We start from the raw sequence: 16,205 nt of genomic DNA on the forward strand, positions 1-16,205 counted from the left end.
CAGAGCGCCGCTGATGAGCGATCTGATTGGAAATATCAAACTGCAGGGGCAGAGCGAAGAATTTGATGCTATCAAGATAGCTCTCGCATCACCGGAGATGATTCGTACCTGGTCGTACGGAGAAGTCAAAAAGCCCGAAACTATCAATTACCGCACGTTCAAGCCTGAACGTGACGGTCTTTTCTGTGCTAAAATTTTTGGCCCGGTTAAGAGCTTTGAGTGTCTTTGTGGAAAGTACAAGCGCCTTAAGCACCGTGGCGTTATCTGTGAGAAGTGCGGTGTTGAGCTTGCTGATGCAAAAGTACGCCGCGAGCGCATGGGACATATTGAGCTTGCCAGTCCGGTTGCTCATATCTGGTTCCTGAAATCCCTTCCGTCCCGCATCGGACTGTTGCTGGATATGACTTTGCGTGATATCGAGCGCGTACTCTATTTCGAAGCATTTGTTGTCGTTGATCCTGGCATGACCGAGCTTGAACGTGGTCAGCTGCTCAATGATGAAGCGTACCTTGATGCCATCGAGCAGTATGGCGATGAGTTCGATGCACGAATGGGTGCTGAAGCCATTCGTGATTTGTTACGTCAGATTGATCTTGAAGGTGAGATTCGCAATCTTCGCGAAGAGCTGCCAACGACTAATTCTGAAACGAAAATCAAGAAAATTACCAAACGATTAAAGCTTCTTGAAGCGTTTCATGATTCTGGTAATAAGCCGCAATGGATGATAATGGACGTTCTTCCAGTGCTGCCACCCGATTTGCGACCGTTGGTACCGCTGGATGGTGGACGCTTTGCGACATCGGATCTTAATGACCTGTATCGACGTGTTATTAACCGAAATAATCGACTGAAGCGGCTTCTTGATTTAAATGCGCCCGATATCATTGTTCGTAACGAAAAACGCATGCTGCAGGAATCTGTGGACGCGCTGCTTGATAACGGCCGTCGCGGACGTGCGATTACGGGCTCTAACAAGCGTCCATTAAAATCGCTTGCCGATATGATTAAAGGAAAACAGGGTCGTTTTCGTCAAAACCTGCTTGGAAAGCGCGTGGACTACTCTGGACGCTCGGTCATTGTAGTAGGCCCTACGCTGCGACTGCATCAGTGTGGTCTGCCCAAGAAAATGGCACTTGAGCTCTTTAAGCCTTTTATCTTCAGTAAGCTTGAGTTTCGCGGGCTTGCGACCACTATTAAAGCCGCGAAGAAGATGGTAGAGCGCGAAGATCCAGTTGTCTGGGATATCCTTGATGACGTGATTCGCGAGCATCCTATTCTTTTGAACCGCGCACCAACACTTCACAGACTCGGTATTCAGGCGTTTGAGCCTGTACTTATTGAAGGCAAGGCCATTCAACTGCATCCGCTCGTGTGTACGGCTTACAACGCCGACTTTGACGGTGACCAGATGGCCGTACACGTGCCATTGACGCTTGAGTCACAGCTTGAAGCGCGCTCGCTGATGATGTCGACAAACAACATTCTATCTCCGGCCAGCGGTGAACCTATTATTGTACCGAGCCAAGACGTTGTACTTGGTCTGTACTACTTAACTCGCGAACGCATTAATGCGAAGGGTGAAGGTAAAGTATTTGCAAGCACCAGCGAAGCACAGAATTTCTACGAGGCAGACCTCATAGAACTGCATGCGAAAGTACGTATCCGCATGCCGGTTGAACTGGTCGGTGATGAAGACGAAGAAGGCGGCAAATCAGGCGGCCAGAGCGGTTACCGACTTGTAGAAACAACGGTAGGTCGTGCGATTCTTGCAGGCATACTGCCAAAGGGGATGCCGTTTTCAACCATTAACCGTCCGATGACCAAAAAGGTCATCTCACGAGTAGTCGATGCCTGCTACCGTCGCTTTGGACTGAAAGAAACCGTTATTTTCGCCGATCAACTGATGTATACCGGCTTTAAATACGCGACCCGAGCCGGAGCGTCTATCGGCATTAACGATATGATTATACCGGATGATAAGCCTGCTATTATTGCCCAGGCTGACAATGAAGTGCGTGAAATTGAATCGCAGTTCCGCTCAGGTCTTGTAACTAACGGTGAACGTTATAACAAAGTAATCGATATCTGGTCGCGCACGAACGAACTCGTGGCCAAGTCTATGATGAGCAAAATTGCCACTGAAGAAGTTGTGACTCGGGAAGGTAAGACTGTTCGACAGGAATCCTTTAACCCTATCTTCATGATGGCCGATTCAGGCGCAAGGGGTTCTGCTGCTCAGATTCGACAGCTTGCCGGTATGAGGGGGCTTATGGCGGCGCCAGACGGCTCAATCATTGAAACCCCCATCACAGCAAACTTCCGTGAAGGATTGAACGTATTCCAGTACTTTATTTCAACTCACGGTGCGCGTAAGGGTCTTGCCGATACCGCGCTTAAAACTGCGAACTCAGGATATCTGACACGTCGACTCGTTGACGTTGCTCAAGACGTTGTCATCACTGAACTCGATTGTAAAACGGAACATGGCATCATCATGCAACCGTTGATTGAGGGTGGTGACATTGTTGAGCCATTGCATGAACGCGTACTTGGACGTGTAGTCGCGGCAGATGTCTATATTCCGAATCAGGATGAACCGGTAGTAACTGCCGGTACACTGCTCGACGAAGCGTGGGTTGAGAAGCTTGAGCAACTCGGGGTTGATCAGGTTAAGGTACGTTCGCCGATTACCTGTGAAACTCGCTTTGGTTTGTGTGCCTACTGCTATGGACGTGACCTTGCACGTGGACACCTTGTAAATACTGGTGAGGCAGTGGGTATTATTGCAGCACAGTCCATTGGAGAGCCAGGAACACAGCTCACCATGCGTACCTTCCATATCGGAGGCGCGGCATCACGGGCAACTGCTGCAAACAGCATCCAGATTCAGAACAAAGGTACTATCCGACTGCACAACATTAAGACCGTTACGCACTCTAAAGGCTATCTGGTTGCGGTTTCACGCTCTGGAGAAGTCTCTGTAGTGGATACGTTTGGACGTGAGCGTGAGCGTTATGATTTGCCCTATGGAGCGGTACTTTCGGTGCACGATCAATCTGCTGCTGAAGCCGGGCAGATTATTGCGACCTGGGATCCGCATACGCACCCTGTTGTCTCAGAAGTGGCGGGTCGCTTGAAGTTTGTTGACCTCGTAGATGGGATTACGATGCACCGACAGACGGATGAGGTAACAGGCCTTAGCAACATTGTAGTCACTGATGCTAAACAGCGCAGCTCGTCAGGCAAGGAATACCGTCCGCTTGTGAAGCTGGTGTCAGACAGCGGTGAAGACATTCTGCTGGCTGGTACGAACGTTGCTGCACAGTACTACCTGCCAGTCGACGCCATTATCAACTTTGAAGATAATGCTGTTGTTGGCGTGGGCGATGTGATTGCAAAAATCCCACAGGAACGTTCAAAAACGCGTGACATCACCGGGGGTTTGCCAAGGGTTGCGGATCTCTTTGAGGCTCGCAAGCCAAAAGACTCAGCCGTAATGGCAGAGAAAACCGGTGTCGTCAGCTATGGTAAAGAAACGAAGGGTAAACGACGTCTTATCATCACCTCACCCAATGGCGAAGTTCACGAAGAACTTATTCCGAAATGGCGCCCAATTTCTGTATTTGAGGGTGAGCATGTAGAGAAGGGTGAACTGATTGCTGAAGGTCCACTTAATCCACATGATATTCTGCGACTGCTTGGTGTTGGTGAACTCGCAAACTACATCGTTAACGAAGTACAGGACGTATATCGACTGCAGGGTGTTAAAATTAACGACAAACACATTGAAGTGATTGTTCGTCAGATGCTTCGCAAGCGTGTTATCACGTTTGCAGGAGATTCGCGTTTTCTTGCTGGTGAGCAGGTTGAAGAATGCACCATGCTGCAGGAAAACGATAAGCTGAAAGATGCCGATAAGATGCAGGCGGCAGGTACGCCAATCCTTCTCGGTATTACGAAGGCGTCTCTTGCGACTGAATCATTTATTTCAGCTGCATCGTTCCAGGAGACAACACGCGTTCTCACAGAAGCTGCAGTTAGCGGTAAAGTGGATGATTTGCGTGGCTTGAAGGAGAACGTGATGGTCGGACGGCTGATACCTGCAGGTACTGGCTATGCCTATCATCAGTCTCGAAAGGCAAAGCGTGCACGAATTGCAGGTGGTGAGCAGTCTCACGCAATTACGGCAAGTGATGTAGAACATGCATTGAGCGAAGCCCTTAATGCAGAAAATCGCGAAGAGTGACAAGCTATTGAACACCCGCCAGTATCAACTTGACAAACTGGCGGGTGCCATATAGAATCCGGCCTCTTTATGTATTCCAAATAATCAAAAGCGTAAGCTGGAGTTAACAAAATGGCTACGATTAACCAGTTAGTTAGAAAGCCGCGCGAGAACGTCAAAAAGAAAAGTAACGTTCCAGCACTTGAATCCTGTCCACAGCGTCGTGGAGTTTGCACACGGGTATATACAACAACCCCTAAAAAGCCAAACTCAGCCATGCGTAAAGTGGCCAGGGTACGGCTGACCAACGGGTTTGAAGTATCAAGTTATATCGGTGGTGAAGGTCACAACCTCCAGGAGCACTCGGTGATTCTCATCCGTGGCGGCCGGGTTAAAGATCTTCCAGGTGTGCGCTATCACACAGTGCGTGGCAGCCTCGACACCTCAGGCGTCAACGACAGGAAGCAGGGTCGTTCCAAATACGGAACTAAAAAGCCTAAAGATAAGAAATAATCAGAGTGTAGGAATTAAGTCATGCCAAGAAGAAGAGAAGTACCCAAACGCGAAGTTTTGCCAGATCCAAAGCATCACAGCGAGCTGCTTGCCAAGTTCATCAACGTTCTTATGGTTAGTGGTAAGAAATCCATTGCTGAATCTGTTGTGTATGGCGCGCTTGCAATCATGCAGGAACGCGTTCGCAGGAACCAGAAGCAGGATGATGAGTCTGGCTCTGGTGAGAGCGGTTCAACAAACATTATGAAATGTTTTGAACAGGCCCTTGATAACGTTCGTCCATCCGTAGAAGTACGTTCACGCCGAGTGGGTGGTGCTACTTACCAGGTTCCGGTAGAAGTTCGCCTCGACAGAAGCATTGCACTGGGCATGCGCTGGATTGTCAAGGCAGCACGCGCACGCGGTGAGAAGGGTATGATGCTGCGGCTTGCCGGCGAGCTGATTGACGCCTCTGAAAACAAAGGTTCAGCCGTCAAGAAGCGTGAAGATACACACAAAATGGCCAAGGCCAACCAGGCATTTGCACATTTTCGATGGAATTAATTACGAGGTTAAACCGTGTCTACTACACCATTGGAACTATACCGTAACATCGGCATCGCCGCGCACGTGGATGCTGGTAAAACAACAACAACGGAACGCGTGCTTTATTATACTGGCGTGGCTCACAAAATGGGTGAGGTACACGACGGTGCTGCCACGATGGACTGGATGGTTCAGGAGCAGGAGCGCGGTATTACCATTACCTCAGCAGCAACGACCTGCTACTGGGAAGGTATGGATAAGAACTACCCAAAACACCGTATTAATATCATCGATACCCCTGGTCACGTTGACTTCATGATCGAAGTTGAGCGATCACTGCGTGTACTTGACGGTGCAATCGTTGTGTTTGACTCAGTCTCCGGCGTAGAACCTCAATCAGAAACAGTTTGGCGTCAGTCTGACAAATACGGCGTACCACGCATTGTGTTTGTCAACAAAATGGACCGTATGGGTGCCAACTTCCTGCGCGTAGTTACGCAGATTCGTGAGCGCCTTGGAGCAAATCCGGTTGTCGTTCAGCTGCCAATTGGCTCTGAAGATTCTTTTACAGGTGTAATCGACCTCATCAAGATGAAGGCAATCAACTGGGACGATGAAAGCAAGGGTATGGTCTTCCAGTACGATGACATTCCCGCAGATATGAAGTCACAGTGCGAAGAGTATCACGCGAAGATTATCGAAGCTGCTGCTGAAGCCAGTGAAGAGCTGATGGAAAAGTATCTTGAAGGTGAAACATTTACCGAGCAAGAAATCAAGGCAGCAATCCGTAAGCGTACAGTAAACAACGAAATTGTGCCTGTTTTCTGTGGCTCAGCGTTCAAAAACAAAGGCGTACAGGCAGTACTTGATGGCGTGATTGACTTTCTGCCCTCACCGACTGACGTTCCCGATATCCGTGGAATTGACGAAGACGGCGAAGAAGTCCACCGTAAAACAGCAAACGATGCACCGTTTTCAGCGCTTGCCTTTAAAATCGCAACTGACCCCTTCGTCGGAACACTGGTATTTATGCGCGTATACTCTGGTGAGATAACCAGTGGAGACACGGTGTACAATCCAGTCAAGCAAAAGAAAGAGCGAATTGGCCGTTTGCTGCAGATGCATGCGAACTCACGCGAAGAAATTAAACATGCTCGCGCAGGAGATATCGTCGCAGCCGTTGGCTTAAAAACCATCACTACCGGGGATACACTTTGTGATATCAACAACATAGTGACGCTTGAGCGCATGGACTTTCCAGATCCAGTGATTGCAGTTGCCGTTGAGCCCAAGACCAAGGCCGATCAGGAAAAAATGTCTATCGCACTTGGTAAGCTTGCTCAGGAAGATCCATCTTTCCGTGTTCATACAGACGAAGAATCTGGACAGACCATCATTCAAGGAATGGGTGAGCTGCATCTTGAAATCATCGTTGACCGTATGAAGCGTGAATTTAACGTTGAGGCAAACGTTGGTAAACCTCAGGTAGCATACCGTGAAACCCTGCGCATGCCGGTTGAGCAGGAAGGTAAGTTTGTTCGTCAGTCAGGTGGTCGCGGTCAGTATGGTCACGTCTGGCTTAAAATCGAACCACGTACACCTGGAGAGGGATACGAATTTGTCAACGCCATTGTTGGGGGAGCTATTCCTAAGGAATACATTCCAGCAGTTGACAAGGGTATTCAGGAGCAAATGCAAAACGGTGTAATTGCCGGCTACCCGGTGGTCGATGTTAAAGTCACCCTGTTTGACGGTTCATTCCACGAAGTAGATTCTTCTGAAATGGCATTCAAAATTGCAGGTTCGCTTGGCTTTAAACAAGGTGCACTGAAGGCTAAACCAGTTCTGCTCGAACCAATCATGAGCGTGGAAGTGGTTACTCCTGAAGACTACATGGGCGATGTAATGGGTGATCTTAACCGACGCCGTGGCATTGTTCTGGGCATGGATGAGTCTCCAGCTGGCAGGATTGTACGCTCTGAGGTTCCGCTTTCAGAGATGTTTGGATATGCAACTGACCTGCGATCTGCAACACAGGGCCGGGCAACATATTCGATGGAGTTCGCAAAATATGCTGAAGCTCCAAACAACATTGCTGAAGCAATTATCAAGAAACAATAAAAGTTAAAGAGGTATTGAGAAATGGCTAAGGAAAAATTTGACCGCACCAAACCGCACGTGAACGTTGGTACCATCGGACACGTTGACCATGGTAAAACGACATTGACGGCTGCCATTACAACGGTGCTGGCTAAGGCGTTTGGCGGTGAAGCGCGCGCTTACGACCAGATTGACGCCGCACCTGAAGAAAAAGCGCGTGGAATCACGATTGCTACAGCGCACGTAGAGTACCAGTCTGCAAACCGTCACTACGCACACGTAGACTGCCCAGGACACGCGGATTATGTTAAGAACATGATCACAGGTGCTGCGCAGATGGATGGAGCGGTTCTTGTTGTTTCTGCAGCCGATGGCCCTATGCCCCAGACACGTGAACACATTCTTCTTTCCCGGCAGGTTGGCGTACCTTACATTGTTGTGTTTTTAAACAAAGCCGACATGGTTGACGATCCTGAACTTCTGGAACTTGTTGAGATGGAAGTGCGTGATTTGCTTAGCAGCTACGACTTTCCCGGTGATGACATTCCTATCGTTGTTGGTTCCGCACTGAAGGCCCTTCAGGGTGACACGAGCGACATTGGCGTGCCAGCTATTATGAAACTCGTTGAGACAATGGACAGTTACATTCCTGAGCCAACACGAGATATCGAGAAGCCTTTCCTGCTGCCAATCGAAGACGTTTTCTCTATTTCCGGTCGCGGTACCGTTGTAACCGGTCGTGTTGAGAGCGGTATTGTTAAAGTGGGTGAGGAAGTTGAGATTGTAGGTATTCGTGACACACAGAAAACGACCTGTACAGGCGTTGAAATGTTCCGAAAACTGCTCGATGAAGGTCGTGCCGGAGACAACGTAGGTGTGCTTCTGCGTGGTACGAAGCGTGACGACGTTGAGCGTGGTCAAGTGCTGGCTAAGCCGGGTTCTATTAAGCCACACACTAAGTTTATAGCTGAAGTGTATGTCCTTTCCAAGGACGAAGGTGGTCGACACACACCTTTCTTCAATGGTTACCGTCCCCAGTTTTACTTCCGTACAACGGACGTGACTGGAACCTGTGACCTTCCAGAAGGTGTTGAAATGGTTATGCCAGGTGATAACGTCCAGATGACGGTCAACCTGCACTGTCCAATTGCAATGGACGAGGGGCTTCGCTTCGCAATTCGTGAAGGTGGCAGAACTGTTGGTGCCGGCGTTGTCGCCAAAATTATTGAGTAATAGCAATGAGCAATAACCAAAACATTAAAATTCGATTGAAATCATTCGATCACCGGCTTATCGACATGTCAACCAGCGAGATTGTCGAGACGGCAAAAAGAACAGGGGCCCAGGTCAGGGGTCCCATACCTTTGCCAATTAAAAAAGAAAAGTTCACGGTTCTGATTTCTCCGCACGTTAACAAAGACGCACGGGATCAGTATGAGCTTCGTACACACAAGCGACTGGTTGTTATCGTTCACCCTACTGAAAAAACAGTGGATGCGTTGATGAAACTGGATCTTGCCGCAGGTGTAGATGTTCAAATCAGCCTTGACGATGAGTAATCGGGTTTTATCCCTTTGAATGAGGTAATACAATCATGATCGGTTTACTGGGCCGCAAGGTCGGTATGACACGTGTGTTTACACCGGAAGGGCTTTCAATCCCTGTTACCGTTGTAGAGGTTGAATCTAACCGTGTCACACAGGTTAAAACATTAGAAAGAGATGGATACAGCGCCATTCAGGTCGCTGCAGGTTCCATGAAGCCAAACCGCGTTAGCAAGCCACTGGCTGGACATTTTGCCAAGGCTTCTGTACCTGCTGGTGATCTTCGTGGTGAATTTCGCATTGATGCTTCTGAAGAGTATAAAGATGGTCAGGAAATAACGATTTCCGATCTTTTTACTGAAGGTCAGTACATTGACGTTACTGCGACAAGCCGCGGTAAAGGATATGCTGGTACGGTAAAACGCCACAATTTCCGTACACAGGATGCGACTCATGGTAACTCTGTCTCGCACCGTGTTCCTGGAAGTATCGGTCAAAACCAGACTCCTGGACGCGTATTCAAAGGCAAAAAAATGTCGGGTCATATGGGTAATGTGCGCTGCAGCACACATAACCTTCAAGTCGTACGCGTTGATGCCGCACGCAATCTGTTACTTATCAAGGGTGCCATACCGGGTGCTCCTGGTGGACGGGTTGAAGTAAAGCCGGCTGTCAAGAAGCAAAATAGGGGATGAAGATGCAATTTACTACAGCTGACACTAATGCTGCGTTTGATGTAAACGACGAAGTTTTCGCATATCCCTACAACGAAGGTTTGGTGCATCAGGCCGTTGTTACATTCATGAACAATGCCCGAAGTGGCAACAGCGCACAAAAGACCCGTGCTGAAGTTCGAGGTGGTGGTAGAAAACCATGGAACCAGAAAGGAACCGGTCGTGCACGTGCTGGATCCATTCGTAGCCCAATATGGCGTTCAGGTGGTGTGACTTTCGCGTCCAAAAAGCGTGATTACTCACAAAAACTAAATAAAAAAATGTACAAACGTGCGATGCGTAGTATAATCTCCGAGCTTAATCGCTCAGGAAACCTGATTATTGTTGACGACTTCCAGTGTGAATCACACAAAACGAAGGATTTCGTTAATAAAATGCATGCACTTAACATCAATAATGCGTTGGTAGTTATGCGTGAGATCGGAGAGGCGGAATACCTCGGCTCCCGAAACCTGATTGATTTTGATGTAACAGATACTACGGCGATTGATCCAGTTGTCCTGCTGCAGTTTGAGAAAGTAGTGATGACGCGTGATGCCGTTACCAAGATTGGGGAGCAACTGCAATGAACGCAGAAAAAATGATGATGGTGCTCAGAAATCCTCATACTTCTGAAAAGGCAACCATTCTTGCGGAAAAATTGAAGCAGTACACGTTTAAGGTAATGGCCACTTCAACCAAGTCTGAAATCAAACAGGCTGTTGAGCAACTGTTTTCAGTTAAGGTCAAAAACGTATCTGTATTGAATGTTAAGGGTAAGCGTAAGCGCTTCAAGCAGATTAATGGCAAGCGCAGCGACTGGAAAAAGGCATTTGTTACGCTGCACCCAGAGCATGATATTGACTTTACTGTCACCGAATAAGGCAGAATACCATGGCATTAGTAAAATCAAAACCTACCTCTCCTGGGAAGCGTGGCGAATTGAGAGTGGTGCACGAACACCTGCACAAAGGCAAGCCACACGCAGCACTTGTTGAGAAGCTTAACAAAACGGGTGGACGCAACAACCAGGGGCGAATTACTGTTCGCCATATTGGTGGTGGTGTGCGTAACAAATACCGAATCATTGACTTCAGACGCCAAAAAGACGGAATTGAAGCTAAAGTAGAGCGTATTGAATACGATCCTAACCGATCTGCTCATATCGCACTCCTTGTATATACAGACGGTGAACGTCGCTACATTATCGCACCTGCAGGCCTTAAGGCGGGTGACAAGGTCATGAGCGGTGAGCAATCGGCTATCAGCGTTGGAAACTGTCTCCCACTGAAAAATATTCCTGTGGGTACGACTATTCACTGTGTTGAGATGAAGCCTGGCAAGGGCGCACAAATGCTGCGAAGTGCAGGTTGCTCAGGACAGATCGCGGCACGTGAAGGCGCCTATGCTACCATACGTCTTCGTTCTGGTGAGATGCGTAAGATCCTTAACACCTGCCGTGCAGTAATTGGTGAGGTCAGCAACAGCGAGCACAGCTTACGTGCACTTGGTAAAGCAGGTGCAACGCGATGGAGAGGTGTAAGACCAACCGTTCGTGGTGTTGCCATGAACCCGGTTGATCACCCACATGGTGGTGGTGAAGGGCGTACATCTGGTGGCCGTCATCCCGTTACACCGTGGGGCGTTCCGACCAAGGGATACAAAACACGAAGCAACAAGCGAACGGATAAGTTTATTGTTCGTCATCGCAATAAGAAATAATCAGCTGAGAGGATATTAAGGTGGCTCGTTCTATTCGAAAAGGACCCTTCATCGACCAGCATCTGTTGGATAAAGTCGAAGAGGCGGTCAGTACCAATTCCAAGCGTCCTGTCAAGACATGGTCACGTCGTTCCACAATCATTCCTCCGATGATTGGCCTAACGATTGCTGTACATAATGGCAGACAACATGTTCCAGTTCTTGTTACTGATAACATGGTCGGACATAAGTTAGGTGAGTTTGCGGTAACCAGAACCTTTAAGGGGCACTCTGGTGATCGTAAGACTAAAGGCAAATAAGGGGATATATGATGGAAGTTACAGCTACACTCAGAAATGCCCCTCTGTCAGCACAAAAAGGCCGACTTATAGCAGACATGATTAGACGCATGGATGTTTTTAACGCGCTAAACACGTTGAAGTTCACCCCTAAAAAAGGTGCCGCGCTGATGTTCAAACTGCTGGAATCAGCAGTTGCTAATGCAGAGAACAATCATGGTGTGGATATTGATGAGCTGAAAGTGGGTATGGTGTGCGTTGATGAGGCGCCTACTCTGAAACGAATAAGAGCTCGTGCCAAGGGTCGTGCCAACCGCATCAGCAAGCGTACGTGCCACATCATTCTGAAAGTGTCAGACGAGGAATAGCCATGGGTCAAAAAGTTCATCCCACCGGTATACGACTGGGTATAGTCAAGGATTGGAATTCCAAATGGTATTCCAGTAAAAATTACGCGCAACTGCTTAATCAGGATATTAACCTGCGCAAGCATCTCAAGAAGACACTGATGCAGGCTGCGGTCAGTAAAATCATGATTGAGCGTCCTGCCAATAATGCGGTCGTCACTATCCATGCTGGTCGCCCAGGCGTCATCATCGGTAAGAAGGGTGGTGGTATAGAGTCGCTGCGCAACGAAATTGCAGGCCAGCTTGGCGTACCTGTTCATCTTAACATTGAAGAGGTTCGCAAGCCTGAACTTGATTCTGTTTTGGTTGCTGAGAACATTGCACAACAGCTTGAGCAGCGCGTTATGTTCCGTCGCGCAATGAAGCGTGCAGTATCATCCGCCATGAAAGCTGGCGCCAAGGGTATCAAGATCTGTGTAAGTGGTCGTCTTGGTGGCGCTGAGATTGCCCGAAGTGAAGGTTACCGTGAAGGTCGAGTACCGCTTCACACCTTCAGAGCAGATGTTGATTATGGTACGGCAGAAGCCAAGACCACATACGGCATTATTGGTGTCAAAGTTTGGATCTTCAAGGGTGAAGTACTTCCCCAGAAGGGCAAGCAGGCTGATACCAGCAAGTAAGAGAGGATTTTCGATTATGTTACAGCCCAAACGTACGAAATACCGCAAGCAGATGAAAGGCCGCAACCGTGGTTTGGCATTGCGCGGTTCACAAATCAGTTTTGGTGAGTTTGGCATGAAAGCCGTTGAGCGTGGACGTCTTACTGCTCGCCAGATTGAGGCTGCGCGACGTGCCATGACACGTCATATCAAGCGTGGCGGTAAAATTTGGATTCGTGTGTTCCCGGATAAGCCAATTACCCAAAAGCCACTTGAAGTTCGTCAAGGTAAAGGTAAGGGTAACGTTGAATATTGGGTTGCACAAATTCAGCCTGGTAAAGTGCTGTTTGAAATGGAAGGCGTAAGCCGAGAGCTTGCAATTGAAGCATTCGACCTTGCCAAAGCCAAGCTTCCTTTCAAAGTGGCATTTGAAGAAAGAAAGGTGATGTAAATGAAAACTGCAGAACAATTGCGTGAACTGTCCCTCGATAGCCTAAATGGTGAGTTGCTTACTCTGCGTAAGGAACAAATGGGTTTGCGTTTCAAGCACTCCAGTGGCTCACTTGAAAAGCCACACCTCATTAAAAGCGTACGCCGCAGTATCGCGCGCGTGAAAACCATTATTGGTGAGAAGGCAGGTAACACAAATGACTAATACGGAATCTCGTGGACGTACGATAGTCGGCAAAGTTGTCAGCAATAAAATGCAGAAGACAATTGTTGTACGAGTGGAGCGTAAAATTAAACACCCGAAGTACGGAAAGATTGTAACGCGCCATACTAAATTACACGCTCATGATGAAAACCAGGTGTGCAACATTGGAAACATCGTGAAAATTCAAGAATCTCGTCCACTCTCCAAGACCAAAAGCTGGGTTTTGGTGGAAGTGATTTCCTGAATCCGCACAGGTGACTTTAAAAGCTGTTAAAGGGCTGATATAATCAGCAACCTTTTTCAGGCTGTATACAGAGCTGGAGATTAGAATGATACAAATGCAAACGGTGCTCGAAGTGGCTGATAACAGCGGAGCACGTAAAGTTATGTGTATCAAGGTGCTCGGCGGTTCCCATCGACGGTATGCCCGCGTTGGAGATGTCATTAAGGTGAGCATTAAAGATGCAATACCTCGCAGCAAGGTAAAAAAAGGTGCTGTTATGAAGGCTGTAGTGGTTCGCACCGCACAAGGTGTTCGCCGCGATGATGGTTCGCTTATCCGTTTTGATGGTAACGCAGCTGTGCTGCTGAACAACCAGAATGAACCGATTGGCACACGTATCTTCGGCCCTGTGACCCGTGAGCTTAGAGAGCGATTCATGAAAATCATTTCTCTTGCTCCAGAAGTTTTGTAAGAGGGAATATTCATGAATCGTATTCGTTCCGGTGACAGCGTAATAGTCACAGCCGGTAAGAGCAAAGGACACATCGGCAAAATAAAGCGTGTGAAGGATGATCGTGTTTGGGTAGAGGGTGCAAACCTCGTCAAAAAACACGTGAAACCCAACCCTCAGCTGAATGTTCAGGGTGGGATAATCACACGTGAAGCGTCTTTGCATGTGTCAAATGTAGCTCATTACAATTCTGCGCTTAAAAAGGCTGATCGTATTGGCTTCAGGTTCATAGAGGTTGACGGCGTGCAGAAGAAAGTTCGTTATTTCAAATCTAATGACCAAGTCATTGATGAAGTATCAAGGTGACCAAATGGCCAGATTACATCAGTTTTACAAAGACGAAGTTGTGAAAATGTTGATGGACCGGTTTAAATATCAGTCTGTGATGCAGGTTCCCAAAATTACCAAAATCACCCTCAATATGGGTGTTGGTGAAGCAGTAGGCGACAAGAAGATTATGGATTTCGCAGTCGCGGACATGATTAAAATTGCAGGACAAAAACCTGTAGTAACTAAAGCGCGTAAGTCCATCGCAGGTTTTAAAATTCGTGATGGCTGGCCAATTGGCTGTAAAGTTACGCTGCGAAAGAAACAAATGTATGAGTTTCTTGATCGCCTCATTAACATCGCGCTTCCACGTGTTCGGGACTTTCGAGGCCTGAATCCGAAGTCGTTTGATGGGACTGGAAACTACAGCATGGGCATTCATGAGCAAATCGTGTTTCCTGAAATCGATTTCGAAAAGACAGATGGTATTCGTGGGTTGGATATTTGCATTACAACAACCGCAAAAACGAATCAGGAGGCAAAAGCATTGCTAGAAGCCTTCAATCTTCCTTTAAAAGACAGAGACAGAAAACAAGAAGGGTAATATTGTGGCCAAGAGATCAATGCTGGAACGTTCCAGAAGAAATGAAAAGCTGGTTCAAAAACATCGTGAAAAACGACTTGCCCTGAAGAAAATCATCAAGTCATCCACGGATGTGGAAGAAATAATCGAAGCGCAGGCAAAACTTGCCAGTTTACCAGTAAACTCAAGTCCTGTGCGACAGGTTACTCGATGTCAGCAATGTGGCCGTCCACATGCAGTGTATCGAAAGTTTGCACTGTGCCGGATCTGTCTCAGACAGCAATTGATGGCTGGTAACGTAACAGGTGGACGTAAATCCAGCTGGTAATAATTTATTTGGAGAACAACTGTGAGTATGCATGATCCGGTTGCTGATATGCTGACACGTATCCGAAATGGTCAACAGGCTAAACATCAGCAAGTGACATTAATATCATCGAAGCTGAAGGAAGAGATTGCCCGTGTATTGAAGGAAGAGGGTTATCTCGATGGTTACTCGGTAGAGGCATTGGACAACAACCTGAAATCCATTACCTTAAATCTCAAATATTATCACGGTCGACCGGTTATTGAGCGCATTAAGCGCATTAGCCGACCTGGCCTTAGAGTTTATAAGTCTTCACGTTCGCTTTCGGGCATCCCAGGTTTTGGTATTGCCATCCTCTCAACATCCAGAGGCGTTATGACACATGTCGCCGCTAAATCGCTGGGTGTTGGTGGTGAAGTGATTTGTGAAGTGGCTTAATTGCGCGGGGGAACTATGTCCAGAGTAGCCAAAGCACCGGTAGTGATGCCATCGAATGTGGAAGTCACCGTCGGCAATGACAGTATAACTGTGAAGGGTCCGAAGGGTACAATGACCCACCCTCTCAATAAGTTGGTATCGGTATCGCGTTCTGACGCTGATGCAAACACGATGGTCTTTAAGCCATCCTGTGATGATGCCAATGCATGGGCACAAGCCGGAACAATGCGCGCCATTTTCAGTAATATGGTTCAAGGCGTTACCAAGGGTTTTGAATTAACCCTTGAGTTAGTCGGTGTAGGTTATCGAGCACAGGCAAAAGACAAATCAGTCGGTCTGTCTCTTGGTTTCTCGCATCCAATTGAGCACATTCTGCCGGCAGGCGTTACGGCTGAAACACCGAATAATACAACACTTATACTTCGTGGCATCGACAAGCAGCTGCTTGGTCAGGTTGCGGCGGAAATTAGAAGCTACAGGCCGCCTGAGCCTTACAAAGGCAAGGGTATTAAGTTTGCAGGCGAAGTGATAGCCCGCAAAGAAGCCAAGAAGAAATAATCTGAAATGATATTGGCGTGAAAAGAACAGGGTATAG

22 protein-coding genes are annotated in these 16,205 nt (G+C 47.8%); all 22 read left to right on the forward strand.

The window, feature by feature from the left end:
• Positions 1-13 precede the first annotated feature (13 nt).
• A complete protein-coding gene (gene rpoC, locus E4T54_RS07480; protein WP_035901949.1) occupies positions 14-4,246 on the forward strand; it encodes a DNA-directed RNA polymerase subunit beta' in 4,233 nt (1,410 codons plus the stop codon).
• Between the two features lie 111 nt (positions 4,247-4,357).
• The gene (gene rpsL, locus E4T54_RS07485) at positions 4,358-4,738 is read left to right on the forward strand and encodes a 30S ribosomal protein S12 (protein WP_028386055.1); all 381 of its coding nucleotides are present in this window, start codon (positions 4,358-4,360) and stop codon (positions 4,736-4,738) included.
• Positions 4,739-4,759: 21 nt separating this feature from the next.
• The gene (gene rpsG / locus E4T54_RS07490) at positions 4,760-5,281 is read left to right on the forward strand and encodes a 30S ribosomal protein S7 (RefSeq protein ID WP_028386054.1); all 522 of its coding nucleotides are present in this window, start codon (positions 4,760-4,762) and stop codon (positions 5,279-5,281) included.
• Positions 5,282-5,296: 15 nt separating this feature from the next.
• Positions 5,297-7,384, forward strand: coding sequence for an elongation factor G (gene fusA, locus E4T54_RS07495; RefSeq protein ID WP_028386053.1), 2,088 nt, complete (start codon positions 5,297-5,299; stop codon positions 7,382-7,384).
• A 21-nt stretch (positions 7,385-7,405) separates the two neighbouring features.
• Positions 7,406-8,596 carry an elongation factor Tu gene (tuf, locus tag E4T54_RS07500; RefSeq protein ID WP_028386052.1) on the forward strand — a complete coding sequence of 397 codons (1,191 nt, stop codon included), beginning with the start codon at positions 7,406-7,408 and terminating at the stop codon, positions 8,594-8,596.
• Positions 8,597-8,601: 5 nt separating this feature from the next.
• Positions 8,602-8,922 (forward strand): 30S ribosomal protein S10, encoded by a 321-nt coding sequence (rpsJ, locus tag E4T54_RS07505; RefSeq protein WP_028386051.1) that lies wholly within the window; start codon positions 8,602-8,604, stop codon positions 8,920-8,922.
• Positions 8,923-8,954: 32 nt separating this feature from the next.
• Positions 8,955-9,602: a 50S ribosomal protein L3 gene (gene rplC, locus E4T54_RS07510; RefSeq protein ID WP_058387104.1), complete on the forward strand. Its 648-nt coding sequence runs from the start codon at positions 8,955-8,957 to the stop codon at positions 9,600-9,602.
• Between the two features lie 2 nt (positions 9,603-9,604).
• Positions 9,605-10,210, forward strand: a complete 606-nt coding sequence (gene rplD / locus E4T54_RS07515; RefSeq protein WP_028386049.1) for a 50S ribosomal protein L4 — start codon at positions 9,605-9,607, stop codon at positions 10,208-10,210.
• Positions 10,207-10,503 (forward strand): 50S ribosomal protein L23, encoded by a 297-nt coding sequence (gene rplW / locus E4T54_RS07520; protein ID WP_028386048.1) that lies wholly within the window; start codon positions 10,207-10,209, stop codon positions 10,501-10,503. The genes rplD and rplW overlap by 4 nt, the downstream gene beginning before the upstream one ends.
• An 11-nt stretch (positions 10,504-10,514) precedes the next feature.
• Positions 10,515-11,342 carry a 50S ribosomal protein L2 gene (rplB, locus tag E4T54_RS07525; protein WP_028386047.1) on the forward strand — a complete coding sequence of 276 codons (828 nt, stop codon included), beginning with the start codon at positions 10,515-10,517 and terminating at the stop codon, positions 11,340-11,342.
• A 20-nt stretch (positions 11,343-11,362) separates the two neighbouring features.
• Positions 11,363-11,641 (forward strand): 30S ribosomal protein S19, encoded by a 279-nt coding sequence (gene rpsS / locus E4T54_RS07530; RefSeq protein WP_028386046.1) that lies wholly within the window; start codon positions 11,363-11,365, stop codon positions 11,639-11,641.
• Positions 11,642-11,652: 11 nt separating this feature from the next.
• The gene (gene rplV / locus E4T54_RS07535; RefSeq protein WP_028386045.1) at positions 11,653-11,988 is read left to right on the forward strand and encodes a 50S ribosomal protein L22; all 336 of its coding nucleotides are present in this window, start codon (positions 11,653-11,655) and stop codon (positions 11,986-11,988) included.
• Between the two features lie 2 nt (positions 11,989-11,990).
• Positions 11,991-12,647, forward strand: coding sequence for a 30S ribosomal protein S3 (rpsC, locus tag E4T54_RS07540; RefSeq protein WP_028386044.1), 657 nt, complete (start codon positions 11,991-11,993; stop codon positions 12,645-12,647).
• 16 nt (positions 12,648-12,663) lie between these two features.
• On the forward strand, positions 12,664-13,077 hold the full coding sequence (gene rplP / locus E4T54_RS07545; protein ID WP_028386043.1) for a 50S ribosomal protein L16: 414 nt from the start codon (positions 12,664-12,666) through the stop codon (positions 13,075-13,077).
• Positions 13,078-13,281 (forward strand): 50S ribosomal protein L29, encoded by a 204-nt coding sequence (gene rpmC, locus E4T54_RS07550; protein ID WP_028386042.1) that lies wholly within the window; start codon positions 13,078-13,080, stop codon positions 13,279-13,281.
• Positions 13,274-13,525: a 30S ribosomal protein S17 gene (rpsQ, locus tag E4T54_RS07555; RefSeq protein ID WP_028386041.1), complete on the forward strand. Its 252-nt coding sequence runs from the start codon at positions 13,274-13,276 to the stop codon at positions 13,523-13,525. The genes rpmC and rpsQ overlap by 8 nt, the downstream gene beginning before the upstream one ends.
• 85 nt (positions 13,526-13,610) lie before the next feature.
• Positions 13,611-13,976: a 50S ribosomal protein L14 gene (gene rplN, locus E4T54_RS07560; protein WP_028386040.1), complete on the forward strand. Its 366-nt coding sequence runs from the start codon at positions 13,611-13,613 to the stop codon at positions 13,974-13,976.
• Between the two features lie 12 nt (positions 13,977-13,988).
• A complete protein-coding gene (gene rplX / locus E4T54_RS07565) occupies positions 13,989-14,321 on the forward strand; it encodes a 50S ribosomal protein L24 (RefSeq protein ID WP_028386039.1) in 333 nt (110 codons plus the stop codon).
• A 4-nt stretch (positions 14,322-14,325) separates the two neighbouring features.
• A complete protein-coding gene (gene rplE, locus E4T54_RS07570; protein WP_028386038.1) occupies positions 14,326-14,886 on the forward strand; it encodes a 50S ribosomal protein L5 in 561 nt (186 codons plus the stop codon).
• 4 nt (positions 14,887-14,890) lie between these two features.
• Positions 14,891-15,193 (forward strand): 30S ribosomal protein S14, encoded by a 303-nt coding sequence (rpsN, locus tag E4T54_RS07575; protein ID WP_028386037.1) that lies wholly within the window; start codon positions 14,891-14,893, stop codon positions 15,191-15,193.
• 27 nt (positions 15,194-15,220) lie between these two features.
• On the forward strand, positions 15,221-15,610 hold the full coding sequence (gene rpsH, locus E4T54_RS07580) for a 30S ribosomal protein S8 (RefSeq protein ID WP_172607338.1): 390 nt from the start codon (positions 15,221-15,223) through the stop codon (positions 15,608-15,610).
• Between the two features lie 15 nt (positions 15,611-15,625).
• Positions 15,626-16,168 carry a 50S ribosomal protein L6 gene (rplF, locus tag E4T54_RS07585; RefSeq protein ID WP_028386035.1) on the forward strand — a complete coding sequence of 181 codons (543 nt, stop codon included), beginning with the start codon at positions 15,626-15,628 and terminating at the stop codon, positions 16,166-16,168.
• Positions 16,169-16,205: the final 37 nt, after the last annotated feature.

Origin of the sequence: Legionella geestiana (assembly GCF_004571195.1) — a bacterium.
GTDB classification, from domain to species: domain Bacteria; phylum Pseudomonadota; class Gammaproteobacteria; order Legionellales; family Legionellaceae; genus Legionella_B; species Legionella_B geestiana.

Bases quoted from the DNA above. Each gene is read 5' to 3' on its own strand.
- rplE (WP_028386038.1), top strand. From the start codon at position 14,326: ATGGCCAGATTACATCAGTTTTACAAAGACGAAGTTGTGAAAATGTTG.
- rpsG (WP_028386054.1), top strand. From the start codon at position 4,760: ATGCCAAGAAGAAGAGAAGTACCCAAACGCGAAGTTTTGCCAGATCCA.
- rpsJ (WP_028386051.1), top strand. From the start codon at position 8,602: ATGAGCAATAACCAAAACATTAAAATTCGATTGAAATCATTCGATCAC.
- rpmC (WP_028386042.1), top strand. From the start codon at position 13,078: ATGAAAACTGCAGAACAATTGCGTGAACTGTCCCTCGATAGCCTAAAT.
- rplW (WP_028386048.1), top strand. From the start codon at position 10,207: ATGAACGCAGAAAAAATGATGATGGTGCTCAGAAATCCTCATACTTCT.
- rpsQ (WP_028386041.1), top strand. From the start codon at position 13,274: ATGACTAATACGGAATCTCGTGGACGTACGATAGTCGGCAAAGTTGTC.
- rplX (WP_028386039.1), top strand. From the start codon at position 13,989: ATGAATCGTATTCGTTCCGGTGACAGCGTAATAGTCACAGCCGGTAAG.
- rplB (WP_028386047.1), top strand. From the start codon at position 10,515: ATGGCATTAGTAAAATCAAAACCTACCTCTCCTGGGAAGCGTGGCGAA.
- rplV (WP_028386045.1), top strand. From the start codon at position 11,653: ATGGAAGTTACAGCTACACTCAGAAATGCCCCTCTGTCAGCACAAAAA.
- rplD (WP_028386049.1), top strand. From the start codon at position 9,605: ATGCAATTTACTACAGCTGACACTAATGCTGCGTTTGATGTAAACGAC.
- tuf (WP_028386052.1), top strand. From the start codon at position 7,406: ATGGCTAAGGAAAAATTTGACCGCACCAAACCGCACGTGAACGTTGGT.
- rpoC (WP_035901949.1), top strand. From the start codon at position 14: ATGAGCGATCTGATTGGAAATATCAAACTGCAGGGGCAGAGCGAAGAA.
- rplF (WP_028386035.1), top strand. From the start codon at position 15,626: ATGTCCAGAGTAGCCAAAGCACCGGTAGTGATGCCATCGAATGTGGAA.
- rpsL (WP_028386055.1), top strand. From the start codon at position 4,358: ATGGCTACGATTAACCAGTTAGTTAGAAAGCCGCGCGAGAACGTCAAA.
- rpsC (WP_028386044.1), top strand. From the start codon at position 11,991: ATGGGTCAAAAAGTTCATCCCACCGGTATACGACTGGGTATAGTCAAG.
- rplP (WP_028386043.1), top strand. From the start codon at position 12,664: ATGTTACAGCCCAAACGTACGAAATACCGCAAGCAGATGAAAGGCCGC.
- rplN (WP_028386040.1), top strand. From the start codon at position 13,611: ATGATACAAATGCAAACGGTGCTCGAAGTGGCTGATAACAGCGGAGCA.
- rpsH (WP_172607338.1), top strand. From the start codon at position 15,221: ATGCATGATCCGGTTGCTGATATGCTGACACGTATCCGAAATGGTCAA.